Below are 25,566 nucleotides of genomic sequence, written 5' to 3'. Positions count from 1 at the left end.
CCTGTTTATTAACCCAGCTTGCTTTCAGCTTGCGCTGCAACCAGGTTGATTTCTGTTAGTAATGATTCAAAGTCAGACATTGTCAGACACGGGTTCAAAATAGTGAACTTGAGGGCAACCTTGCCATCAACCACGGTTTCACCCAGTACTGCCTTGCCTTGAGTCAGTGCATCAATGCGTAATTGTTTGTTAATTCCATCTAGCTTCGACTCTTCATTGCTACCGACAAAACGGAACAGCACGGTTGATAGAGCCGGATCGGCCAGCAGTTCAAACTCTGCTGACTGGTTGATTAAATCCGCTACCTGCTGGGTTTGATTCAACAAATGGTCATACATTGCACCCAGCACCTGAGGGCCAACACACTGCATCGTCATCAACACCTTTAGGGCATCGAAACGCTTGGTGGTCGCTATCGACTTATCCACCAAGTTTGGTAGCAGGTCGTCTTCACGGTTTAGGTAATCAGCATGGTGAAGCAGGTACTTGAAGTTCTCTTTATCTTTGATCAGTACCGCACCACAGCTAATCGGCTGATAGAACAGCTTATGGAAGTCAACACTGACAGAATCTGCTCGCTCTATACCATGCAGGCGCGTTTTATGACGACTCAAGATCAGCGCGCCGCCGTATGCCCCATCGACGTGAAGCCACAAGTTATGCTGCTGGGCAACATCGGCCATACCGGTAAGATCATCAATCGCACCATGATCAGTGGTACCCGCCGTCCCGACCATCGCAAACGGCAACAGACCGTCGTTTTTCAATGATTCAATGGTATTGACGAGGGAGGCCAGCTTGATCGTGCCGTCTTGATTGGTATCAACAGTCACAACCGCGTTTTCACCAAGCCCCATCAATGATGCTGACTTTTGAACGGTAAAGTGCGATTTCTTCGAGCACAGAATACGAAGCTTGCCGGCATAATCTGGCAAGCCCTGTTTCTGGATGTTATGGCCAGAAATGGTATCAGCAGCCCAATCACGAGCGAGTAATAAACCCATCAAGTTCGACTGAGTTCCACCGCTGGTAAACACGCCGTCAGCCTGTTTGCCTAGTTGGTATAACTCACATAGCCAATCAACCACCTTTTGCTCGACAAACGTTGCCGCACTGGCTTGGTCCCAGGAATCCATTGATTGGTTTAGCGCAGCAATAAAGGCTTCTGCCGCAACAGCTGGCAGCAGCGGCGGAGTATGAAGATGCGCGATGCAATGTGGATGCTGAACCATGATTGAGTTCTTGGCGATTAACTCGCCGGTTTGCTCAATCACCAGATCCAGCGGCATCTGCTGGTTATCAAGATCAATATTGTTGATCATGGATTTCAGTAATTGAGGATCCATGCCTGAATATGGCGAATCGGTATTCTCAAAGACTTTCTTCAGCACCTGCGTTGTCTGATTCAGTGCAGATTCGAATTGTTCCGCACCACCCTTGCCTGTATGGATAAAGTGATTACGCCAATCTGCAGCTTCTGCAATAACAGGTTCTTTCACCTTGGCAGGACCCGCTGTTGCAATAATCGCCTTGCTCATCGCATCAAGGGCAAAATCAATTTGCTCATAGCTAATGATCAATGGCGGAAGGAAACGAAGTACCGAGCCTTGGCGACCACCTTTTTCAATGATCAAACCACGCTCGAGTGCCGCTCGCTGAATCGCAACCGTCAATTCAGGGTCGGCTTCAGGCTCGCCAAATTTGTTTTTAGCGCCATCAGGTCGACATATTTCAATCCCCAGCATCAACCCTTTACCGCGCACTTCCGCAATACAATCAGTGTATTGGGCAATACGCTCTAAGCCTTCGCGTAAGTATTGGCCTGCTTGTTGAGCATGTTCAACCAAGTTATCTCGTTGAATAATCTCAAGCGCTTTGGCACCCGTCGCCATGGCGAGTTGGTTGCCACGGAAAGTGCCGGTATGTTCGCCTGGCTTCCAGGTATCAATCGACTTGTCGAAGATCAGCACCGACATCGGCAAACCGCCACCAACGGCCTTAGACAGGCACAAGATATCAGGCGTAATACCCGACTCTTCAAAGGCAAAGTTAGATCCCGTCTTACCAATACCGCACTGGATCTCATCAAAGATCAGTAAAATGCCATGCTCTTGGGTAATGCGGCGTAATTCACGCAGCCAGAATGCAGGGGCTGGTATCACGCCACCTTCGCCTTGCACCGGCTCGACAATGATAGCAGCCGGTTTTTGCACACCGCTTTCATCATCGTTTAGCATGCGCTCGATATAGCGGATGCTTTGCTTCGCGCCCTCTTCACCATGAAGGCCAAACGGGCAACGCAGGCTATAAGGGAATGGGAGGAAATGAACATCAGCCATCAGACCTTGACGACGAGCCTTGGTACCAAGGTTGCCCATCATCGCCATCGTGCCATTGGTCATACCATGATATGCACCGTGGAAAGCCGCCATGGTATTTCGGCCAGTGGTCTGCTTGGCAAGCTTGATCGCCGCCTCTACCGCATCGGCACCCGATGGGCCACAGAACTGAATTCGGGCATTTTTAGCAAACTCACCCGGCAAGAAGTTCATGAGTTCTTTAATGAACTTATCTTTTACTGGCGTTGTAATATCCAAGGTTTGGTATGGCAGGCCTGATTGTAGCTGCTCCACAATTGCTTGGTTAATTTCAGGGTGGTTATAACCCATCGCCAACGTACCGGCGCCGGCTAAGCAGTCCAAAAATAATTGGCCTCGGGTATCTTCAACTAAAGCACCAGATGCTTTAGCTATGGCCAAAGGCAAACGACGAGGGTAAGAACGCACTTCTGATTCATAGTGCTCTTGGCTTAGCAGTAATTCGTCAGGTGTTAGATCATAGACTTCATGAACAACTGGGACATCAGACGCCAGTTTCAAGTCATCAAGCTCAAATACATTACTCATGATTTTTCCATCTATCACATTACATGCACTTGTCGCTCATGTTAGTACCGCCTTGCTTATGCCCAATAACTCGCTATCGAGACGCAAGAAACTACCACTGCTCACCATGGCACTAAAGCCAAACGTTTACGTCAGTGTATTGATAAGGTACTTAACGGTTGAGTGCATATAGCTGTAAGAAAAGCTAATTAGCTCGCAATAGCCGTATTGAGATATACGACATACAAATCAACAAACAATAGCCAAGTATCCATACCTGTGTGTTTCAGGCGCATTGATACTGTTTATGCTCAGTTCATTGGGTAACCGTCGGTGTGATCGGAAAGATCAAGGCTCAGTAATAATACTGCAATTGGGTAGGACGAAGCTGATTGTGGTGGAGTGTGTCATTAGTTTCACGTTGGGTTCCCTCAACATGCCCCTGCTAACTTCGCAGGACAGCGCATTAATTCCCTTCTACTAAAAGGTGTACAACTTATACTTTTTAGTACCTACGGTGTATTGTGCGGCAATCAGCCTGAATACTACACAATACCTGTGCCCCAGATCTTAGCGTCTGAGATTGGAAAGAAAACTAACACATTGAGAATGTGCATGCCAAGCACTATTTACAAAAGTTACAACTATATTTGTAACCAAACCATCACAGTTAATAAGTGTGATAATTGGACTTATCGACCAGCTAAAGTACAAATCTGAGGAATAATATGAAGGGGCTCAAGATTTAACCAAGTTTATTATGCTACTGTAACACTTGTTCATACATCGTGAGATTTAAGTTATGACTCTATTACACACCAATAAAGTGCAACACTGTTACAGCGCTGGCACTCAGCCCTGAGTTAAGACAATTGCTTGCAGTCTGTTAAGCAGTAAGCCAGCCTACTCCAGCCATAAACACACCCTTCTCTCCATTCCCGATCCCGGTCGTCACTCCTGATTACGATCTTTTTCACCTCTACATTTCAAGGGATTAATATGGAAATTATTCTAGGAATTGCCGCACTTCTGGGTGCGCTTTGTCTGTTCTCGTTATTTAGTTTTAAAGCCCCCAATGGTACGGCTGCCATGAGTGGCCTTGCCGATGCTGCCATTGCCACCTTCTTGGTTGAAGCTATTCATAAATACGTTATGGGTAACCTCCTCGGTATCTCTTACCTGGCCGAGTTCGGTAATATGGTGGGAGGCATGGGTGGGATAGCCGCCGCTACCTTAGTTATGCTTCGTATGGGCACCCAGCCTGTATTTGCCATTGTTACCGGTCTGGCCATGGCGAATCTGGGCATACTTGAAGGTTTCATCGTGGGCTATAGCTTCTCGTTTGCCGTGCCACTATTTAAGAAATACCTACCTGAAGGGGTCGATGTCATTGCCGGGGTACTCGTAATTGCACCCATTGCCCGCTTGGCTGGTATCTTTATCAGTCCGGGGCTTGAGTTGCTCATGGGGACGCTCGCGAACATGATCACCGAAGCTACCTTGCTGTCACCACTTGCAATGGGCTTCCTGCTCGGTGGCCTCATCAAAATGGTCTGTACTTCACCGCTTAGCTCTATGGCGCTTACCGCAATGCTTGGATTAACAGGGCTGCCAATGGGTATCGCTGCGGTGGCGTGCGTAGGTGGATCATTTACCAACGGCTACATCTTCCATGCGCTTAAACTTGGCAAATCAAGCAATACCGTGAGTGTCATGTTAGAGCCACTCACCCAAGCACATATTGTTACTCGTAATCCGGTGCCAATATTCATGTCGAACTTTATAGGCGGGGCCTTCGCTGGCACGATTGCCGCCTACTTCGGCATCATTAACGACGCACCAGGCAGTGCTGCGCCAATTCCAGGCTTGCTCGCTTCCATCGCCTTCAACGACCCGCAAACATTATTCATGGCAGTTTGTGCCGCTGCGATTGCTGGTTTACTTGGCGGGGTTATTGGTAACCGTATTTATAACAGCTTGCTGGCTGAAAAAGTGCCATTGCAACGATTTTCCAATGGTTAATCGCTAACGACTATCAGCAGCAACTTAACCCTCAAGCACTTTCATTTGCTTGAGGGTTATACTAGACACCAGTGTCAGAAAAATTTACACCCTTCACTGTTTCAGCAACAACGCCAACATTAAGCCTTTGTTCATTAATAATAAAAAATCATGGCATACGTCCTGCTTGGTGTTCATACACTCACAGCATTTACTGATGGAAAGCATGACGATGACAATTAAACACGCTTTTGCCTGTTTTATTTTTTCCAGTCTATTGAGTAGTCAGACGTTAGCAGGTCCAATTATCCAGGGTAGCGGCGATAACTATGTCGCTTGGGAAGCTGAAATAGGCACAATCACTGATCCCGATGGCGACCAACGTACCTTTGAGATCCAAAACGATGCTTCAGCAAGTGGCGGACAAGCCATTGTTGCCCCGAGAAGCGGTGACCAATCCATAGACGATGGCCATGCCACTTATTCGATCCTGTTCAATCAAGCTGGCACTTATGAGCTATTTGTACTGATGCGCGGTTCAGGCGGCTGCTGTAACTCACTCTACATCCCGCCCTCTGGTGATTTTGGTTTGGATCTCGTGACCAATAACCGTATATCGCCAAACACTTCTTCCGGCCCTTACGATTGGGTAGATACCCGAGGTGAGGGTAATTACACGGTAGATATCAGCGATGTCGGCACTGTGCTTGAGTTCACCGTTGGGGCGCGAGAGAGGCTAACATTTGTCGACAGGTTCGTGCTATGGAACAGGCAAGATGGTAATAATCCTTTTCCCAGTGATCTCAACGATTTGAATAGCCTAAGAAACTCAACGATTCCAGCACCAGGCAGCCTTGCCATTATGATCATTGCCCTAGCGGGACTGTATAGGGTAAGAACAAAGCGTGTAATATGATGAATTCAAAATAAAAAAAGCCCGATACTTTCGTATCGGGCTTTCTTATATGGAGGCGCGTCCCGGAGTCGAACCGAGGTCCACGGATTTGCAATCCGCTGCATAGCCACTCTGCCAACGCGCCTTAATTTGGAGCGACACACGAGGTTCGAACTCGTGACCTCAACCTTGGCAAGGTTGCGCTCTACCAGCTGAGCTAGTGTCGCTTAATTCTTTTCTCAATGTTTGAGATGGTGCCCCGGGCCGGACTTGAACCGGCACAGCGCGAACGCCGAGGGATTTTAAATCCCTTGTGTCTACCAATTCCACCACCAGGGCACGCAAATACGTTGCGATGCCGTTTAACTGAAACAGTTGACACCATCTTGATACCGCTAATTAGCCATATCTTTTTGTTTGGAGCGACACACGAGGTTCGAACTCGTGACCTCAACCTTGGCAAGGTTGCGCTCTACCAGCTGAGCTAGTGTCGCTTATTTGTATTCTCAAAAAGAGAATGGAGGCGCGTCCCGGAGTCGAACCGAGGTCCACGGATTTGCAATCCGCTGCATAGCCACTCTGCCAACGCGCCTTAACCTTTCCGGGGAGTTCCCCGTTTGGTATGGCAGCCATTTTACACATCCGTTTCAGGCTGTCACGCATAAAATGCAGAAAACCAAGCCGTTCGCTTCATTTTCAACCAACCGCGACAATTCTCGATCTAACCGCTCAAAAGCCCAACAAGGAAGCAGCCTCAAAACAATAAGACACTTCTCTAAATCCTGCACCTTGCAGTAACTTGGGTATAGGTATTACCTAAATACCAAAAAAGTGGCACTTGGCCACTTTTCGTTATCTTTAAACCTGAATGCTGTGATTACATATGTTCAGGATTTAGCAAATCATCTTTTGCTGCTCGTAGGTAAATGTACATCGACCAGTAAGTCAGCACAGTTGCAACATACAAAGAAGCGTAACCCAACCATGTCACCCAAGGAACCGGATGCCACAATAGCAAAATAAGTGCGACGACTTGAGAGGCAGTCTTAACCTTACCCACCCATGACACAGCCACATTCGAGCGTTTACCCAGCTCGGCCATCCACTCTCGCAAGGCAGAAATGATGATCTCACGGCCAATCATCGTAATAGCGGGAATCGTTACCCAAACAGAATGGTAATGCTCTACCACCAGCACCAAGGCCGTTGCCACCATGACTTTATCAGCAACAGGGTCGATGAAAGCACCAAAGCGGGTTGTTTGATTTAGCTTTCTTGCAAGGTAGCCATCAAACCAGTCTGTTATCCCTGCGATCAAGAAAATCAACGCTGTGGCAAATGCTGACCAGCTATATGGCAGATAAAACGTGACAACGAAAACAGGGATCAGCAACAGTCGGATGAAGCTCAAGATATTCGGAATTGTTAAACGCATAATTGTTAGTTCTTATCGTGAAATTAAGTTGCCGCACTGCTAGCCATGTTGCAATGCGTCATAAATTTTTTCTGCCAAGGCCTTGCTGATACCTGGAACCTTGGCGATTTCTTCTCTACTCGCTTTTTTAAGTTCTTGTAACCCACCCATATACTTGAGTAATGCCTGACGACGTTTAGGGCCGATCCCCTCTACATCCTCTAAAGCACTTCGCCTTCTCACCTTCGCACGCTGGGCGCGGTGACCACTAATCGCATGGTTGTGGCTTTCATCCCGGATATGCTGAATCAAATGCAGTGCCGGAGAATCTGAAGGCATCGAAAATTCTTCACCGGTGGTTAGAAGTAGGGTCTCCAACCCCGGTTTACGTGTTGTTCCTTTTGCAACACCCACTAACAGTGAGCGCTTTGGCCATTCTGACATCAATGGGTTAACTACATCATACGCTCTTGACAGCTGACCTCTACCCCCATCGATAAAAATAATGTCAGGAATTCTATCTGGATCAATTTGACCAGCGTATCTTTTCTCAAGCGCTTGCGCCATAGCTGCATAGTCATCGCCACCAGTGATGCCTGAAATGTTATACCGGCGATACTCCTGCTTAAGCGGCCCCTCTCGGTTGAAGACCACACAAGAAGCGACGGTTTTCTCACCCATGGTGTGGCTGATATCGAAACATTCCATTCTTTCAAGGGTATTGAGATTGAGGGCTTCACGCAACGAAAAGAAGCGTTGATGGATAGTCATACGGTGGTTAAGCTTACTGACCAGCGCGGTTGACGCATTGGTTTGCGCCAAGCGCTGAAACTTCTCTTTATCGCCGCGGCTGTGTACCTTCAGCGAGATCTTACGATCGGCAATTTCGGAAAGGGTATCTGAAATGACCTTTTTTTCTTCCCCCAAATCTAAACCAAGCAAAATTTCAGCAGGGATAACCCGCCCTTCTGCTTGATTCAAGTAGAACTGGGTAACAAAGCTGGACAAAACTTCGGTCACACTGGCGTCTGACGGCATGCGAGGGAAGTAGCTACGGCTGCCTAAAATCTTACCCTGGCGAATATAAAGGGCATGGATACATGCCATACCGTTATCGTGGGCTATACCGACGACATCAAGATCGTCATTGCTGTCATTACTGACAAACTGCTGCTCTTGGACTCGGCGCAATGCCTGAATCTGATCACGGTACTGAGCCGCCTTTTCAAACTCAAGCTGCTGGCTAGCCTGCTCCATTTTCTCTACCAGTGAACCAATGACCTGTTTGTCTTTGCCTTTAAGGAAAAGGCGAACAAAATTCACTTGCTCTTGGTAATCGTCATCACTCACCAAACCCTTAACGCATGGGCCGAGGCATCGACCAATCTGGTACATCAAGCACGGCCGGCTTCTATTGGCGTAAACGGAGTCTTCACACTGGCGGACTGGGAAGATTTTTTGCAGCAGGTGCAAGCTTTCACGGACAGCGCCACCATCAGGGTATGGACCAAAGTACTCACCTTTGCGCTTTTTGGCGCCTCGGTGAATGGTCAACCTCGGGTGAGCAGAGCCGCTCAAGAAAATATACGGGTAAGACTTATCGTCACGCAAAAGCACATTGTATTTTGGCAAATACAACTTGATGTAGTTGTGCTCAAGGATCAGGGCTTCTGTTTCAGTGTGAGTTACCGTGACGTCAACCTTGGCAATATTCTTAACCAAAGCACGTGTCTTCTCACCTGACACATTCGTTCGGAAGTAGCTGGATAGGCGCTTTTTTAGATCTTTCGCTTTACCAACATAAATGACCTCACCAGCGACGTCATACATTCGGTATACGCCAGGCTGGTGAGTAACGGTTTTCAAAAAGCTTTTTGCGTCAAACGTTTCCGACACTACAAGGTCTCTGTGTCTAGCATTCCATGACGAATAGCAAGGTGAGTCAGCTCGACATCACCATTAATATCCAGCTTACTGAAAAGACGGTAACGATAGCTGTTCACCGTTTTCGGACTCAGGTTTAACTGCTCGGAAATGTCAGTCACCTTCTGGCCCTTGGTGATCATCATCATGATTTGCAGCTCACGCTCAGAAAGTTCTTTAAATGGGTTTTCTGAGTCTGGGGCAAACTGGCTGAGCGCCATTTGCTGTGCAATTTCAGGCGAGATGTAGCGTTGACCACTATTTACCATTCTGATGGCATTCACCATTTCGTCAGGCCCGGCCCCTTTGGTCAGGTAGCCCGCAGCACCCGCTTGCATCACCTTGGTAGGGAATGGGTTCTCGGTGTGAATCGTCAGAACAATAATTTTTACATCAGGACTAAAGCGTAAAATTTTTCGAGTGGCTTCAAGGCCACCGATACCAGGCATATTCATGTCCATAAGAATGATGTCAGCATGTTCGCTACGACACCACTTTACGGCTTCTTCACCACTGTCGGCTTCCCCTACCACTTTAATACCACGGACATCTTCAAGAAGACGTCGGATCCCTGTGCGAACCAGTTCGTGATCATCTACAAGGAATACATTAATCAAGCTGTATCTCCAATATGATTTGGCTCTGCACCCAGCCGGAATGGCGGGATAGCTGTTACTGATAGTACCCAATTCTACCCTAAGTTGTAATAAGAACCCATGCAGTTTCTGTGTTTCAGCGCAAGTTTTCACTTCAAGTTAGAGCTTGACAAAAAGGGCACGATACATATTTTACAGGCTTCAAAATAAAACGAAGCGACCAGCAGTATTTACTATATAAACAAAAAAATAAAGAAGAAAATTCAACATATCCAGATGGTTATGATTCACACAGCAAAATCACCGTTACAGATTAAACAGGCATGACACATCAGCTATGTAAATCAAACATCAAGGCTAAAATTGAACAAATATTATACCAATGTTCAGTCTATGCTGGCATGGCCAACTTAGCATACAAAATTGCTCAATACTGTCTCACTATAAAGGCATAACCTTAATCGACGTCTTCCCTCCCTCTTAGTTTGACCTATAGAAGCAACAAATAATTCGACACTGAAAAGTAACAATTTTCATTATTTGAACGCTTGCTGTAAGATTGCCGCCGCTTTTAAAAGTATAAAGGTTATGTCATGAATCTCTCTGCCAAAACAGTGGTACTTATTGCTATCGGTGCTGCTTTGTATGGCATCGGTGGTTTACCCATGTTTGGTATCCCTGTTTTTGCTAATACTACCCTGAAACCAGCAATGGCTGTACTTGCCTTGTTTGGGGTACTTTTTGGCCCGTTTGTCGGCTTTATGGTTGGCTTTATTGGCCACTGGGTGACCGACTTATTTGCCGGGTGGGGTGTTTGGATCACCTGGGTACTTGGCTCCGGCATTGTTGGGCTGCTTATTGGACTTTACCCTAAAATCACCAAAGAACGTATTGAGAAAGGCCTGTTCTCTAAATGGGACTTTACCCTCTTTGTCCTCCTTGCCTTTATCGGCAATGTTGTCGGCTATGGTTGCTCAGCCTTTCTTGACGCTGTGCTTTATGCCGAACCGTTTACCAAAGTGCTTGCGCAGCTGACCATCATTGCTGCGGGTAACACCTTGCTTATCGCCATCGTCGGCCATTTCATCCTAACGTCTGTCGCCAAACGCAAACAACAAAGCTACAACCTAAAAGAGGCTGATTAACGCATGACAATTAAGTTTTCAGATTTCTCGTTCAAATACTGGGCGTTGGAAAAACCTACCCTTAAAAACATCAATTTAACGATCGAGAAAGGTGAAAAGGTTGTCATTATTGGACCAAGCGGCAGCGGTAAATCGACCCTTGGCCAATGCTTAAACGGACTTATCCCATTTTCTGTCAAGGGTGATATTAGCGGTACCCTGACGCTCAACGGGAATGACACCCAAAAAATGGATCTTCACCAATGTACCAACCAAGTAGGTACTGTGCTTCAAGACACCGACGGGCAGTTTGTCGGTCTGAGTATCGGTGAAGATATTGCATTTGCCCTGGAGAACCAAATGGTTGCCCCAGGCCCTATGCACGACGTCGTCAAACACACTGCGGCGATGCTAGCACTTGAAGATATGCTTCACTTGTCCCCTTTCGACCTCAGCGGCGGCCAAAAACAGCGCGTATCGCTTGCCGGTGTCATGGTCGACGATGTCGATATCCTCTTATTCGACGAGCCACTCGCTAGCCTTGATCCTAAAACGGGTAAATCCACCATTGAGATCATCGACAAGCTCCATAAAGAGACGGAAAAGACCGTCGTGATTATCGAGCACCGCCTTGAGGATGTCCTTCATCGCCCCGTCGATCGCATCATTCTTATGGAGCGTGGCGAAATTGTTGCCAATATGACACCGGATGAACTATTGGCCAGCCCGCTATTGGCCAAGCACGGTATCCGTGAACCACTTTACCTATCGGCATTGAAGGCTGCAGGCTGTGAGATCAACCAATCTGACAAGCCAGCGTATTTATCGCAATTCTGCCTAGATAAGTTCAAACCGCAACTTATGTCGTGGTTCCATCAAAGTGACATCACCCTACCTAGTTACGACTCGGCGCCGCTGCTCGAAGTAAAAAACCTAAGCTACTCCTATGATGGTCAGCGCAACACCCTCGAAGATGTCTCTTTTACTGTGCATAAAGGCGAGTTTGTCTCGATTCTTGGCAAGAATGGATCAGGAAAATCCACTATCACCCGCTTGATCATGGGCGTATTGGAGCCAGACCAAGGCCAAATCCTGTTTGACGGCAAAAACATGGCCGACACCACCATTTTCGAACGTAGCCAACAGATTGGTATCGTGCTGCAAAACCCGAATCACATGATTTCCCATCATATGATTTTTGATGAAGTTGCCTCAGGCTTACGTAACCGAGGTGTGCCAGAAGCAGAGGTAGAAGAGAAAGTGCATGCTACCCTCAAACTCTGTGGCTTAAGCCGTTACCGCCACTGGCCAATTGATGCCTTAAGCTACGGCCAGAAAAAGCGAGTAACCATCGCGACCATTTTGGTGCTTGAACCAGAGCTGCTGATCCTTGATGAACCGACGGCGGGCCAAGACTACCATCACTACACCGTCATGATGGATTTCATTCGCGAGCTTAACGAAAAGCTTGGCATTACCATAGTGATCATCTCACACGACATGCACCTTGTGCTGGAGTACACCTCGCGCGCGGTGGTCATAGCGGACAGCAAGTTGCTTGCCGACAGTAGCGTCAATAATATTTTCAGCCAACCGGCGCTGCTTGAAGAAGCCAATCTAACCGTCACCAGCCTATACACGCTTGCAGAAGCGTTGGGTATCGAGCGCATTGATAACTTTATCCGTTGCTTCATTCAACATGAGGCACAAGTAAAATAATGAAAACAAACAAGATTAAATTCGGTATTAGCTACATTAATACCGGCTCACCACTTCATGCTCTCAATGGCATCACCAAGTTTTTGCTTTTTTCTGCTTGGGTAACCATGGTCTTGGTCACTTTTGATATCCGGGTGATCAGCCTGTTGATCCTCGTTGGACTTGGCTTGCTCCGCTTGTCACGGGTACCTTTTGCAGCCTACAAGACCTTGATGATGGGAACCGCCACGGTACTGATGCTCAATGCGCTATTCATGTTCCTGATCGCCCCGCAGCAAGGTACAGAGTATATGGGCTCACAAACGGTCTTATTGTCACTGGGTGAGCGATACTCAATTACCAGCGAAACATTATTCTACTTAGTCACCGTAACACTGAAATATTTCAGTATGTTCCCGATAGCCTTGGTATTTGTGTTCACCACGCATCCCACGGAGTTCTCGGCAAGCCTGAACAAGCTAGGTATGCCCTACCGAATTGCCTATGCGGTTAGTTTGACCTTGCGCTACTTACCGGAGGTCACCAAGGACTTCATCAATATAATGCATGCACAGCAGGCGCGTGGCGTCGATATTTCAAAAAAGGCTCCCGTACTAACCCGGATAAAAAACGTAGCCAAAATTCTTGGGCCGCTGATTTTTTCAAGCCTAGATCGCGCCGATGTCATTTCTAATGCCATGACACTCCGCGGCTTTGGCCGCAATAACAAGCGCACCTGGTACAGCCTAAAACCGATGACAAAAACGGACTACGCGGTACTGGTTCTTGTCACCTTGGTACTTGTCGCCGGTCTTATCAATCGCTACCAGTCCGAACAGCTCTTCTGGTACCCGTTTTAATCGGTGAAACGCGCTTTTCACCATTTGCATCGCACACTAACCTTAAATTATGAACCATTTCTGGTGACTCCCCGTATGCTAGGAGGGTGATAAATAGCCCTCCCTGACTAATAAACGCGGTAAGTGATATGCAAAATAATTCAACGAAGGTACCGAAGGGGCGATTGTCAAGGATGAGTAGGCTTGGTCTGCTAGCTTCGCGTATTGCCGGGGGAATGGTCAGCGAAGGGGTAAAACAATTGGCACAAGGTAACCGCCCGAAAGCCAGTGAACTGCTATTGACCCCTTCGAATGCCAAACGGGTCGCCGACCAGCTGGCCCAGTTACGCGGCGCGGCAATGAAGGTTGGACAACTCTTGTCCATGGATGCGGGTGACCTACTCCCCCCCGAGTTAGCAGAGTTGCTTTCTCGGCTTCGTGCAGAAGCGAATGCCATGCCTATCAGCCAGTTGAACACGACATTGCAAAACGAATGGGAAATTGATTGGCAGGACCGTTTTCAAACCTTCTCCTTTTACCCCATCGCTGCGGCATCAATCGGGCAAGTCCACAAGGCGACAACCCTCGAAGGTCAACCTGTTGCGCTTAAGATTCAGTATCCAGGCATCAAAGACAGCATCGATAGCGATGTTGATAACGTTGCGACGCTGCTTAATCTATCTGGTTTGTTGCCAAAAGAGGTCGACTATTCAGAATTATTAAGCGAGGCCAAAACACAACTTCATTGTGAGGCTGACTATCTGCTAGAGGCCGAGCTGCTTGAACAGTACAAATCCTTACTAGCCGATGACAAGCGCTTTCTGATCCCATCGGTTCATGCATCACTGACTACAGCCAATATCCTTGCGATGGACTTTGTTGAAGGTGAACCCATTGAATCACTGCTTCATCAACCACAATCGGTGCGTGATAGTGTAATGGCATTAGCCTTCGAGCTACTGTTCAAGGAAATGTTCGAGTTCAGGCTGGTTCAGACTGACCCGAACTTTGCCAACTTTTTGTTCCAGCTAGATACTGGCCGCCTTGTGTTACTGGATTTTGGCGCTACTCGCCGCTATCCAGAGCATGTTTCGACCGGTTACCAGCAACTACTCAGCCATGCAATCAATACTGATACCGATGGTATGACACAGGCTTTAAAGCAAATCGGCTTTTTCGCTCAACCCATTACAGCCTCTCAACAAGCAGCCGTAGTTGAGCTCTGCCTTGAAGCCTGTGAACCCATCCGAATGAATAAGACTTTTGATTTTGGTGAAAGCGATCTCGCATTGAGGATCAGGGATGCAGGTACGCAATTAAGCATGAAAGAAAACTATTGGCATACACCACCGGCCGATGCCATTTTCTTTCACCGTAAACTCGGCGGATTATATTTACTTGCGGCACGATTAAAATCCAAAGTGAATGTGAACAAGCTATTTCATCACTATATTTTAAAAGAGATGCACGATTATTAATTATCTGTAACCCGATAAATTAACAAATACATGCATTCTATTTGGCTGGCTGGTATCGCATAAACAATCAAGCATAATCGAATATTATGCCAAGCATAAAATCACCTAATCCAAAAATTTAATCCAACGCTATTGAATTACCATTTGTTTATTCAGCCGAAAAAGTTAATTAAATAAATGTTAATTCCGCGTTGATAATTTAGGCTTGAAGCACCAAATTTTTGTGCACAAGTGCTGGTTTCTGACACAAATTTACCCCAGTTTACATTCCATTATGAACATGCGGACCTAACTCAACTTTTTTTTACTCCTAAAGGGGTAAATTACCCATCGTTGAGTGAGGAGTTTAGTATGGATATGAAAACCGCTCAGATCCCCTCTGAGTTAACAGAAGACCAACTATTGATTGCTTCATGGGAGCCAGCAGTGGATGCGATAGCCTCCCTGTTTGGTAGCAGCTGTGAGGTCGTGCTCCATTCATTCAACAACTTACAATCGTCTGTCACCAAGATTGCCAATGGTCACGTCACCGGAAGACAGGCTGGTGCCCCAGTTACAGACTTTGCACTGCAAAAGCTTACCGCCAAATGCGGCACTAAGTGGAGCACCTATTTCACCCGCACCAAAGACGGACAGATGATGAAGTCGGCATCGACCACCATTTGTAACCGTGCTGGCAACCCGATTGGCATGTTGTGCGTAAACTTCAGCTTGAACGCTCCTATCGCCAGCTTGCTGGAAGCCTTTACCTTGCCCGCCGCAACGCAAGAAAGTAAAGAGCCAATACATAGCGAAACATTTGCCACTTCGGTAGATGATCTCATTAGCCAGATCATCGCTCAAGTTAACAATGATCCAACATTGGCCAGCAACTTAAGAAACAAAGAAATTATTTGCCAACTGTATGACCGCGGGATCTTTGAGTTAAAAGAATCACCCGCACTTGTCGCAGATAAATTAGGTATATCCAAACACACGGTATATTTGCATATAAGAAATCATAAGCAAGAGATATAAACCAAGCACAATTTTATTAATAAATTCTAACTGTATTAATTATTGAAATTAGTACATGGCACAGTTGTGCCTGATAGGACGTCAGTAACAAATAATTGCAATAGCTCTATTGCAGAAAAATGAGTAGTTATGCCTTGGCATAACTTGAAGTTTTGTATGTTTCACTTTTAAAGGAATGAAAAAATGACCTTCAGCGTTATCGTCAACTTGGGGATTTTCCTCGCGTTAATTCTCTTTTTATATCGCTTACAAACTAAATATGTCACCTTTACCAAGCGTGTTTTTGCCGGTTTGGGGCTTGGTATCATTTTTGGTGGTGCCCTACAGATCTTTTACGGTGCAGGCTCAGATGTCATAAAAACCAGTATCGAATATTTTGACATTGTTGGTGTCGGCTACGTCAAGTTGCTCCAGATGATCATCATTCCTTTGGTAATGGTATCGATCATCTCAGCCATTTTGCGTCTAAACGGCGGTACCTCGCTGGGTAAGATCAGTGGCATGACAATTGGTGTATTGATTGTCACGACCATGATTTCAGCGGTAGTGGGTATTGCAATGGCAAACCTATTTGGGCTGACGGCAGAAGGTCTAACCTCTGGCGCGGCTGAGGTCGCTCGTGGCGAAATGCTTGAAAACCGTCTTGGCTCGGTTGAAGCCATGTCGTTTGCCAAGCTGATGATTGAGTTCCTGCCTGCCAACCCATTCCTAGATATGACAGGTGCCCGCCGCACATCAACCATTGCTGTGGTCATTTTCTCGGTATTCATTGGCATTGCCGCAACGGGTATTGCTCGCAAAAAGCCTGAAGCATTTGCCTCATTCGAAAACTTCATTGGCGTAGCACAAGCCATTGTCATGCGCATGGTGACGCTAGTACTTCGCCTAACTCCTTTCGGCGTACTAGCCCTGATGACCAAAGTGATTTCAGGCTCTAACTACGCAGATATCGTTAACCTAGCCAACTTTGTGATTGCTTCTTACGGCGCACTCTTCATCATGTTCGGTATCCACCTTGCAATCGTGGCAATGGTTGGCCTGAACCCTATGCGTCACTTGAAGAAAGTCATCCCTGTGCTGCTATTTGCCTTTACTTCACGTACCAGTGCGGGCTCAATCCCAATGAATGTGCAAACTCAGGAGAAACACCTGGGTATTCCGAGTGGTATCGCTAACTTTGCTGCGTCATTTGGTTCAACCATTGGCCAAAACGGCTGTGCGGGTATCTACCCTGCCATGCTAGCGGTCATGATTGCGCCAACCGTGGGTGTCAACCCAATGGACTTCGGTTTCCTTATCACCCTAGTGGCTATCATCACCGTTAGCTCATTCGGTGTTGCGGGTATCGGTGGCGGTGCTACCTTTGCTGCACTGATTGTCCTATCGGCCATGGACTTCCCGGTTGCACTGGCTGGCCTGCTAATTTCTATCGAGCCGCTAATCGACATGGGCCGTACCGCACTGAACGTATCAGGTTCTATTACGGCGGGTACAGTAACCAGTAAGCTAATGGGCCAAACCGATATGGAGGTCTTCAACAGCGATGAAGAAGTCAACCTTGACGGTGAAGATGCAACAGCATAAAACAACAAACCAGCTCACTGCGGTTTGAGTAGTACAAAGGGGAGCTTCGGCTTCCCTTTCCCCCAGCACAACGGCTTACCCGTTGTGCAATTGGGCTAAAACAATAGAGAAAGAACAATGAAAATAGTCATTATTGGTGGTGAAGCGGCAGGCATGAGTGCCGCAGCTAAAGCTCGACGTATTAACCGCGATGCCGAAATCACCGTATTTGAAGCCTCGGAAGTGATTTCCTTCGGTGCTTGCGGCCTGCCCTATTACGTGGGTGATGAATTCCAAGACCACAACTACATGGCTGAGTTTACCCCCGCGCAGTTTGCTGAGCGTGGTATCGAAGTAAAAACAGGCCACCGCGTAAATAAGGTTGATGCAAACAACAAACAGCTAGAAGTTCAGCATGGTGATGATACATTGATCGTGTCATACGATCGCTTAATGATCGCCACCGGTGCCAGTGAAGTTCTGCCTCCGGTTAAAGGCCTGGAAAAACAAGGCGTCCACAGCCTGCGCCGCATGGATGATGGTATCAACCTAAAAACGGCCATCAGCCAACCAAGCTGCCAGCATGTGACGGTAATTGGCTCTGGCTTTATCGGCCTCGAAGTGGTTGAAGCCATGGTTCATCAAGGCAAGCAAGTTCGCCTAATTGAACGTGCTGAGCGCTTGATCCCTGATGCTTTCGACAGTGAAATCAGTGAGCACTTTCTTTCTGAGCTGCAGGCAGCTGGTGTAGACGTGCATCTTGGTGAGTCGCTAGAAGAAGTCATCGGCGATGATGCCGTTACTGCGATCAAAACCGATAATGCCGTTTATCCAACGGATCTTGTTGTCGTGTGCACCGGTGTGAAACCAAACACCGCCTTCCTGCAAGAAACTGGGATCGAAACATTGGCAAATGGTGCCATTTGTGTCGATCAGCAAGGGCGTACCTCACTGCCTGATGTCTGGTCGGCAGGTGACTGCGCCTCTATTTGGCATAGCGTACTCAACAAAAATGTTTATATCCCACTCGCCACGGGCGCCAACAAACTTGGCCGTTTGGTCGGTGAAAATATTGCGGGTAAGTCACTGACCTTCCCTGGTTCATTGGGTACGAGTTGCGTCAAAGTGCTTTCTCTTGAAGCCGGTCGTACGGGCATTTCCGAGCCCGAAGCGATTGCTGCAGGTATCAACTACAAAGCCATTACCATCAAAGACAAGTGCCATACCAACTACTGTGAAGGGCAATCCGACATTCACATGAAGCTGGTCTACCATGCTGAAAGCAAGGTGATTCTAGGTGCGCAAATGATCGGTAAGAAAGGCGCAGTACACCGTATTGACGCCATGGCTGTCGCCATCACTGCCGGGCTGACAACCCAACAACTGGGCATGCTTGATTTTGCCTATGCGCCGCCATTCGCCCGTACTTGGGATGTCATGAATGTTGCGGGAAATGTGGCTAAATAATCCTTGTAGATTTCCTATTGCCCTGATTTAAGATAGGTTAAATCGCTTAAAAAAGACCAGCCTCGCTGGTCTTTTCCTATTTCACCCTATGCCTCTGAGGACTGGCTCATCAACCTCGGCTCAACTTTGGGTTTGCGAGTTACTAGGTAAACTGCCATCGCGGCTAGCATAAAACCAAGCTCCCCCAACTCATCAAAGGTTTCACCGAAAATCAGCCATGCTTGGAAGGCGGTCATTGGCGGTACTAGGTAGAAAGTCGATGCAACTTTAGACGACTCACCATGCTTCACCATATAAAGCAGCAACAATATTGCGACCACAGATAGCACCAGTACCAGCCAAACCAGGGCAAAAATAAACTCTCCAGACCAAGTGATCACCATGGTTTCGGTTGTCAATGCAACAGGTAAAAACAGCAGGGCCGCTGCACTGTACTGCCACACCGCACTACCCACCATGTCGATACCTTGGCAGAATCGTTTCTGGTATAGCGTACCCAGCGTGATCCCTAATAGTGCTGCAATGGTAAATATGTAGGCGGCCTGTTTGCTGCCATCTTGATGCCATTCCATATTCCCTTGCAACACCAGCATAATGCCGATTAACCCAATTCCAAGTCCAACCCATTGAGACACTCGCATCCTCTCCCCCATGGAGGCAAACATAATGACTGCGGTCAAAATTGGCTGCAGCCCGACCAGCAATGAACACAGCCCGGCGGGCATACCTAAGCCAATGGCAACATACGTGCCACCGAGGTAAAAACCATGGATCAATAGTCCTGCCACCATGCAATGAAATAAGGCTTTGCCTTTGGGTAGGGAGGCTTTAAGTATCATGACTAACAACAAGAAGACACCGATATTGGCAGCCATACGCACCAACAAGAACGTCGCCGGTTCAGCGTAAGGTAAGCCGAGGCGGGCTCCGATAAAACCAGAGCTCCAAAGCACAACAAAAAGAAATGGGATCAAACGGGTAAGCATGGCGGCTACCTCTTTTCATTTTAAGGGATAGCTATTACTTTATAGGGGTACAAAATAGTTTATAGGGACAGTTTTTCTTATTTGATAGGGTACAGATAGTGTCTAAACAACAACCAGCCAAATACTTGCAAGTTGCCGCTTTAATTGAAGAGCGCATAGAAAAGAGAAGCTACCAAGCAGGTGACAAGCTTCCCTCTATCCGTGAACTAAGTACAACGCTCTCGTTAAGCAAAAACACCATTATCCGTGCCTACCAACAACTTGAGGGCAGCGGCAAGATCACCGCTGCCTCTCGTTCAGGGTTTGTGGTTTCTACACCCCACGCCCCAGTCAAACCTAGGCTCAACACCCCAAAATATGTCGACTTAATGGGCTTGAGTAAGACAATCATGAACCTGCCAACCGACAAGAATGTGGTATCGTTTGGCTCCGCCCACCCGGACACTGAGTTTCCCGCCATCCGCTCACTGTATGCCGAAATTGGCCGTCATAGCCGTTACCAGCACCATATCCCCAGCCATTACCAACTACCGCCAGGTAATGAACACCTACTAAAGCAGCTGGTCGCAGTAAACCGAGAACTCGGCATCACAACGTCCGTGGATGAACTATTGATCACCAACGGCGCCCAGCAAGCGATTAGCCTAAGCCTGCAAGCAATCACCCGGCCGGGTGATATCGTGTTGGTGGAGTCCCCGAGTTACTTCGGCAACTTGCTACTGCTGGAATCGCTTGGCCTCAAGGTCGTTGAAGTGCCAGCCTCAAGTCATGATGGCATGGATTTACATGCACTCCAGCAAGTCCTTACCCGCTGGCAAGTGAAAGCAATTATCACCAATCCGAGCTTCAATAACCCGACGGGCTATCTGATGCCGACCCAAAAGCGGCTTGAATTTCTTGCCTTAACCACCGGGATCCCGATCATTGAAGACGATGTATTCGGCGGCCTCGCCTATCAGAGCCGCCCCCTCCCCTTAAGGGCGCTGGATAGCGAAAACCGGGTGATTTACTGTAACTCCCTATCTAAAACGTTGGATTCAAGGTTGCGCATTGGTTGGGTGATCGCAGGTAAATATCAAGATACCATCGAGAAGCGATTAATGACTGACAATATGGGCAGCCCCAACCTAATGCATTCCGCGGTTGGTGAATTTTTATCGACAGGGAAATACCGCCAACATCTGGGCAAGATCAGGCGCAGTTACGCAAAGAAACAGAAGCTGTTCCACCAACGGCTCAGCCATGAATTGGATCAATATTCTCACCTACAGGGACATTACCACCTCTCCCTACCGCAAGGTGGCTTTCTTTGCTGGCTAACCTTGCCTGAAGGGATAGATGGACTCACCTTGTTTCATCAAGCCCTAGAAAAGGGCATCAGTATCTTACCCGGCGAAATGTTCAGTACCCACCAGCATCATCGCCACTGTCTGCGGCTGAGCTTTGCAACCTATGAAGATACTCCAAAATGGCAAGCGGCTTTAGCCGGCTTGGCCAGCATCATCGCCGAACAATAAGCGTTGTTTTTCGATTTAGAGCAACGAGATCTTCAAAACAAACCTTGCCTATCCGCTTATAAATTCTCGCTGGAACTGCATCTTGAAGTCACTTGGGTATACACTAATACAATCGATTAGCGCTGATACCTGACAAGCTTTATCATGAGGAAAGGACTTCACAATGATACTTCGCCTATTTCGACCACTCGCCATATTGTTTCTCGCCACCCTGTTTCTCGCCACCTTGCCCCTGCAGGCGAATGCCAAAACGGTATATCAAGGAACAAGCCAGGGCATGGCATTCCAAGTTGAACAACTCAGCTCCCTAACAGGCACACCATGGGGAATGACGTTTATCGCCGACAGCACCCTATTTCTCACCTTCCGTGATGGCCGGGCTAGCACCTTAAATACTGAAAACAATCAAACCCAAACAATATCGGGCCTGCCCCCAGTCTTTGCCAACGGGCAAGGCGGCTTATTGGATGTGAACTATCATCCTTCTGGCTGGCTCTATTTCACCTATAGCAAGCCTGTCGGAAAGCAAGCTGCCACGACCTTGGCTAGAGCCAAACTGGAAGGAAACCAGCTGGTTAACTGGCAGGACCTTCTCGTAACCAAATCCACCAGTGATACGGCTCGCCATTTCGGTAGTCGCATTGCTTTTAAAGATAACTATGTCTTTTTCTCAATCGGTGACCGAGGCCATCGCCCGAATGGGCAAGATCTGACCACCCATGCAGGCAGCATTATTCGTCTCACATTGGATGGCCAAGTGCCAACGGATAACCCCTTTGTAAAACAACCCAATGCCCTACCTGAAATCTGGAGCTACGGACACCGTAATCCGCAGGGGATTATATACGACCGCCAAGCTGATAGGCTCTGGTCTAACGAACACGGCCCTCGCGGCGGTGATGAAATCAACCTGATCAAAAAAGGTAGCAATTACGGTTGGCCTGTGACCTCCCATGGTAAAGAATACTGGGGGCCAATTGCTGTCGGCGAGGCAGAAGAAAAAGACGGGATCACGTCTCCTAAAAAGGTCTATACACCCTCTATCGCACCGGGGAGTTTACTTCTCTACACTGGCAGTGCCCTCCCGGCATGGAAAGGCCACTTATTCAGCGGTGCACTGAAACTACGCCACCTGAACCGTGTCGCCGTCGCAGAGAACGGTCATCTTGTCGATGAAGAAAGGCTGCTTGAAGAGCTCGATGAACGTATTCGGGCCTTGGTTCAGGGGGGCGATGGCTTACTGTATTTCTCTACCGATAGCGGCCATATATACCGAATCCAACCTCGCTAACCCAATAGGCAATGCTTCGCCTAAGTGATCACCCCGAGCATACTCATTCGCTGCGAGCCAGCAATACATGCATATTATGCATAATATGAGTGAGTATTGCTCATTTGAGTCATAAGAAGCAATCCTCTATTATCCCCGCTCTTTTATCGTCAGGAGATGAGAAATGTTCTCACAATCTCTTACTGCCCAGCTCCTTCGAATGGGGGTATTGCTGGCGATTACGCTTGTTGCCGTGCACCACTGCCAGCCGTTGCTTGACGCATTGGCACAGCAAGCAATGAGTGGCGGCTGCCACCAACAAAACACCATAGAACCTAACTATTCTGGACTATAACCATGAGTATCTTTCGCTTCCCACTACTTGTTTGGATGGGGATTGGAACATTAATTATCAGCCTAGGGATCAGGCAGTCTTTCGGCATTTTCATGATGCCAATTTCTACTCACTTCGATACGGGTCGTGAGTTTTTCAGCCTTGCCATTGCCTTGCAGAACCTTCTTTTTGGCTTGTTCCAACCTTTCGTTGGCATGGCAGCGGATCGCTGGGGCGCGCGCAAAGTGATTTGGACGGGGGCGGTAGCGTACGGCCTGGGGCTATACCTCACCTCGATTGCACTTGAGCCTAGCTGGTTATATTTAACATTGGGTGGTTTGGTTGGGTTAGGGCTTAGCGCCACCAGTTACGTCATCGTATTGGGGGCCGTTGCACGTGTTGTTCCGGCCGAGCACACCGCTAAAGCCTTTGGCTTGACAACGGCAGCTGGCTCATTCGGTATGTTTGCCGTGATCCCCGGCGCCCAATACATGCTAAGTGACTTTGACTGGCAAACAGCGATGCAGGTGTTTGCTATGCTGTGCGGCCTGATCTTGGCCTTCTCATGCTTTATGAAAGTAAACCCGACCGGGAATAAAGCGGCTGACACGGACGACAACCAAACGCTACGCGAGGCGCTTAAAGAAGCATTCAACCACCGTGGCTACTGGTTAATTCACCTCGGCTTTTTCGTTTGTGGCTTCCATGTCATGTTTATTGCCACCCACCTGCCAAGCTACCTTGCTGACAAAGGGCTTCCGGCGGCAACGGCGGCAATGGCTTTGGCGTATGTCGGGATCTTCAATATCTTCGGCAGTTACTTTTGGGGAGTCATGGGTGATAAGTTCAACAAGCGCTACGTGATGTCGGCGCTCTACTTTACCCGTACCTTAGTGATTGCCGCTTTCGTTCTGTTCCCAATCACCACTGAAACAGCGGCATTGTTTGGTGGGGCAATCGGCTTCTGCTGGCTGGGGACAGTACCGCTGACCTCCGGCTTGGTTCGCCAAATCTTCGGTGCCCGTTATATGTCGACCCTTTACGGATTGGTTTTCCTTACTCACCAAGTTGGCAGCTTTATCGGTGCTTGGTTTGGCGGTCGTATCTATGACTACTACGGTAGCTATGATCCTATCTGGTGGGCCACGGTAGTGATGGCGTTCCTTGCAGCATTAATCCACATTCCTATTGATGACCGCCCAGTAGTTCGCCAGCTCGCGACTGCGTAAAACATGCCATTATAGAAAATAACCCCTACCACTTGCATGGTAGGGGTTAGGATCAAAACGCCTTAAGACACGAAATCACGTGTATTACGGCTGCAATGCCTTTAATGCTTCAACATCGGTGCCTTGCTGATAATCAACACCGTTAAGCGCGAAGCCGTTTAGCTCCAGGAACTCTTGCTTATAGCCTTGGTAATCACCGATTTCTGTGAAGTTCTCGGATGTTACCTGCTCCATCAACTTGGCAACCTCAGCTTGGATATCCGCGCGTAGTTCCCAATCATCAACGCGAATTAGGCGGTTAGAGTCAACAACCGTCTGCTCTGCGCCATACAAGTGCTCGGAAAACATGCGTTGCATCTGCTCTATGCATCCTTCATGCAAACCATGCTGTTTCATCACCTTGAACAGACAAAGAATATACGGCGAGAACGCCGGGATAAACACACTTGCTTTTGTGACTAGCGCTTTACAAACAGACACATGGGCCGTACCGCCAATGCTTGCTAGTTGCTCATTCAGTACATCACTGGTGGCATGCAAGTGCTTCTTGGCGATACCTAATGTACCGTGGTGGTAAATTGGGTATGTCACTTCTGGGCCAATGTAAGAATAAGCAACCGTTTTGGCCCCTTTGGCCATCACATCTTGATCTAGCAAGAATTGGATCCACTCCTGCCAGTCCTCCCCCCCCATAACCTTCTCTGTTGCTTCGATATCCGCTTGAGAAGCAGGCTCTAAAACTGACTCTTCCAGACAGTCTTTTTCAATATTCACTGTTTGGCCTGCAAAGGGTTCTCCCACTGTTTTTAAGCAAGAGCGCCACATTTCACCCGTTTCAGGGTTGGGGCGTACACCCGTTGCTAGGCTGTATACCACCAGATCAACCTGACCGCCGAATTCATCACGAATGTAATCCACAACCTGCTGACGCACAGCCGGGGAGAATGCATCGCCAACAAAGTTTTTAGCAATGCGGCCTTCTTTTTCTGCAGCTTCACGGAAATAGATGTTGTTGTACCAACCCGCAGTACCCACTCCCTTGTCACTTGGCCCACGCTCAAAAGACACACCAATGGTGTCGGCAGCTGAGCCGCCAAACGTCAAGGCAATACGTGAAGCAAGGCCAAAACCCGATGAAGCACCAAGAATAAGTACTTTCTTAGCACCGCCAACAATCGAGTTTTTTGATTTGGCAAAGTCGATCTGGTTTTGCACCGCTTTTTTACAGCCTTCTGGGTGAGCCGTGCGTGCAACTACACCCTTAATTACTGGTTCGATAAGCATTTTATTTTTCCGTAGGAGAGATGTAAAAACACCGAGCGACTGGGCG

Annotated in this window: 19 protein-coding genes and 5 tRNA genes; 13 read left to right on the top strand and 11 right to left on the bottom strand. The window is 47.9% G+C overall.

The features are described from left to right. Window positions 1-8: 8 nt before the first annotated feature. Window positions 9-2,906, bottom strand: a complete 2,898-nt coding sequence (locus C9I98_RS04675; RefSeq protein WP_107271636.1) for a pyridoxal phosphate-dependent class III aminotransferase — start codon at window positions 2,904-2,906, stop codon at window positions 9-11. Between the two features lie 978 nt (window positions 2,907-3,884). Here C9I98_RS04675 and C9I98_RS04670 point away from each other — a divergent pair. Both C9I98_RS04670 and C9I98_RS04660 read left to right on the top strand, forming a co-directional pair. Then, complete coding sequence (locus tag C9I98_RS04670) at window positions 3,885-4,907, top strand: PTS sugar transporter subunit IIC (RefSeq protein WP_036818925.1); 1,023 nt, start codon at window positions 3,885-3,887, stop codon at window positions 4,905-4,907. Window positions 4,908-5,118: 211 nt separating this feature from the next. Further along, complete coding sequence (locus C9I98_RS04660) at window positions 5,119-5,802, top strand: hypothetical protein (protein ID WP_036818923.1); 684 nt, start codon at window positions 5,119-5,121, stop codon at window positions 5,800-5,802. A gap of 50 nt (window positions 5,803-5,852) precedes the next feature. Here the strand turns inward: C9I98_RS04660 and C9I98_RS04655 are convergent. The 8 genes from C9I98_RS04655 to uvrY form a co-directional block, all read right to left on the bottom strand. After that, a tRNA-Cys gene (locus C9I98_RS04655) sits at window positions 5,853-5,926 on the bottom strand. Window positions 5,927-5,932: 6 nt separating this feature from the next. Further along, window positions 5,933-6,008, bottom strand: a tRNA-Gly gene (locus tag C9I98_RS04650). A 25-nt stretch (window positions 6,009-6,033) separates the two neighbouring features. Continuing rightward, window positions 6,034-6,120 (bottom strand) — tRNA-Leu (locus C9I98_RS04645). Between the two features lie 79 nt (window positions 6,121-6,199). Further along, a tRNA-Gly gene (locus tag C9I98_RS04640) sits at window positions 6,200-6,275 on the bottom strand. A gap of 24 nt (window positions 6,276-6,299) precedes the next feature. Beyond that, window positions 6,300-6,373 (bottom strand) — tRNA-Cys (locus tag C9I98_RS04635). A 285-nt stretch (window positions 6,374-6,658) separates the two neighbouring features. After that, the gene (gene pgsA, locus C9I98_RS04630) at window positions 6,659-7,216 is read right to left on the bottom strand and encodes a CDP-diacylglycerol--glycerol-3-phosphate 3-phosphatidyltransferase (RefSeq protein WP_036821692.1); all 558 of its coding nucleotides are present in this window, start codon (window positions 7,214-7,216) and stop codon (window positions 6,659-6,661) included. A 39-nt stretch (window positions 7,217-7,255) separates the two neighbouring features. Next, window positions 7,256-9,025 carry an excinuclease ABC subunit UvrC gene (gene uvrC / locus C9I98_RS04625; protein ID WP_036821696.1) on the bottom strand — a complete coding sequence of 590 codons (1,770 nt, stop codon included), beginning with the start codon at window positions 9,023-9,025 and terminating at the stop codon, window positions 7,256-7,258. Window positions 9,026-9,090: 65 nt separating this feature from the next. Then, window positions 9,091-9,735 carry a UvrY/SirA/GacA family response regulator transcription factor gene (gene uvrY / locus C9I98_RS04620; protein ID WP_036821694.1) on the bottom strand — a complete coding sequence of 215 codons (645 nt, stop codon included), beginning with the start codon at window positions 9,733-9,735 and terminating at the stop codon, window positions 9,091-9,093. A 572-nt stretch (window positions 9,736-10,307) separates the two neighbouring features. On the opposite strand from uvrY, the gene C9I98_RS04615 reads away from it, so the two are divergent. The 7 genes from C9I98_RS04615 (at window position 10,308) to C9I98_RS04585 (ending at window position 18,900) form a co-directional block, all read left to right on the top strand. After that, on the top strand, window positions 10,308-10,859 hold the full coding sequence (locus tag C9I98_RS04615) for an ECF-type riboflavin transporter substrate-binding protein (RefSeq protein WP_036817491.1): 552 nt from the start codon (window positions 10,308-10,310) through the stop codon (window positions 10,857-10,859). Window positions 10,860-10,862: 3 nt separating this feature from the next. Then, window positions 10,863-12,557, top strand: coding sequence for an ABC transporter ATP-binding protein (locus C9I98_RS04610; protein WP_036817490.1), 1,695 nt, complete (start codon window positions 10,863-10,865; stop codon window positions 12,555-12,557). Further along, a complete protein-coding gene (locus tag C9I98_RS04605; protein WP_036817488.1) occupies window positions 12,557-13,396 on the top strand; it encodes an energy-coupling factor transporter transmembrane component T family protein in 840 nt (279 codons plus the stop codon). The genes C9I98_RS04610 and C9I98_RS04605 overlap by 1 nt, the downstream gene beginning before the upstream one ends. Before the next feature lie 128 nt (window positions 13,397-13,524). Then, entirely contained in the window at window positions 13,525-14,853 is a 1,329-nt protein-coding gene (locus C9I98_RS04600; protein WP_036817487.1) for an ABC1 kinase family protein, read from the top strand. Window positions 14,854-15,204: 351 nt separating this feature from the next. Beyond that, on the top strand, window positions 15,205-15,870 hold the full coding sequence (locus tag C9I98_RS04595) for a helix-turn-helix transcriptional regulator (protein WP_036817486.1): 666 nt from the start codon (window positions 15,205-15,207) through the stop codon (window positions 15,868-15,870). 183 nt (window positions 15,871-16,053) lie between these two features. After that, window positions 16,054-17,454 carry an L-cystine transporter gene (locus C9I98_RS04590; protein ID WP_036823746.1) on the top strand — a complete coding sequence of 467 codons (1,401 nt, stop codon included), beginning with the start codon at window positions 16,054-16,056 and terminating at the stop codon, window positions 17,452-17,454. 117 nt (window positions 17,455-17,571) lie between these two features. Beyond that, the gene (locus C9I98_RS04585) at window positions 17,572-18,900 is read left to right on the top strand and encodes a CoA-disulfide reductase (protein ID WP_036823748.1); all 1,329 of its coding nucleotides are present in this window, start codon (window positions 17,572-17,574) and stop codon (window positions 18,898-18,900) included. Between the two features lie 86 nt (window positions 18,901-18,986). On the opposite strand, the gene C9I98_RS04580 is transcribed toward C9I98_RS04585, so the two are convergent. Then, on the bottom strand, window positions 18,987-19,886 hold the full coding sequence (locus tag C9I98_RS04580) for a DMT family transporter (RefSeq protein WP_036823749.1): 900 nt from the start codon (window positions 19,884-19,886) through the stop codon (window positions 18,987-18,989). A 98-nt stretch (window positions 19,887-19,984) separates the two neighbouring features. Here C9I98_RS04580 and C9I98_RS04575 point away from each other — a divergent pair, with 98 nt between their 5' ends. From C9I98_RS04575 to C9I98_RS04565, 4 genes are all read left to right on the top strand, one after another. Continuing rightward, complete coding sequence (locus C9I98_RS04575) at window positions 19,985-21,403, top strand: aminotransferase-like domain-containing protein (RefSeq protein WP_081878960.1); 1,419 nt, start codon at window positions 19,985-19,987, stop codon at window positions 21,401-21,403. 277 nt (window positions 21,404-21,680) lie between these two features. After that, entirely contained in the window at window positions 21,681-22,694 is a 1,014-nt protein-coding gene (locus C9I98_RS04570) for a PQQ-dependent sugar dehydrogenase (protein WP_211318304.1), read from the top strand. Between the two features lie 163 nt (window positions 22,695-22,857). Further along, the gene (locus C9I98_RS26625; RefSeq protein WP_170111208.1) at window positions 22,858-23,028 is read left to right on the top strand and encodes a hypothetical protein; all 171 of its coding nucleotides are present in this window, start codon (window positions 22,858-22,860) and stop codon (window positions 23,026-23,028) included. 2 nt (window positions 23,029-23,030) lie between these two features. Beyond that, window positions 23,031-24,236 carry an MFS transporter gene (locus C9I98_RS04565; RefSeq protein WP_036816982.1) on the top strand — a complete coding sequence of 402 codons (1,206 nt, stop codon included), beginning with the start codon at window positions 23,031-23,033 and terminating at the stop codon, window positions 24,234-24,236. 84 nt (window positions 24,237-24,320) lie between these two features. On the opposite strand, the gene fabV is transcribed toward C9I98_RS04565, so the two are convergent. Further along, complete coding sequence (gene fabV, locus C9I98_RS04560) at window positions 24,321-25,520, bottom strand: enoyl-ACP reductase FabV (RefSeq protein ID WP_036816983.1); 1,200 nt, start codon at window positions 25,518-25,520, stop codon at window positions 24,321-24,323. Window positions 25,521-25,566: the final 46 nt, after the last annotated feature.

The sequence above is a fragment of the Photobacterium sanctipauli genome (assembly GCF_003026495.1).
GTDB classification, from domain to species: Bacteria; Pseudomonadota; Gammaproteobacteria; order Enterobacterales; family Vibrionaceae; genus Photobacterium; species Photobacterium sanctipauli.
Note: the sequence above shows the minus strand (reverse complement) of the source record. Positions and strands in the feature narration are given on the sequence as shown.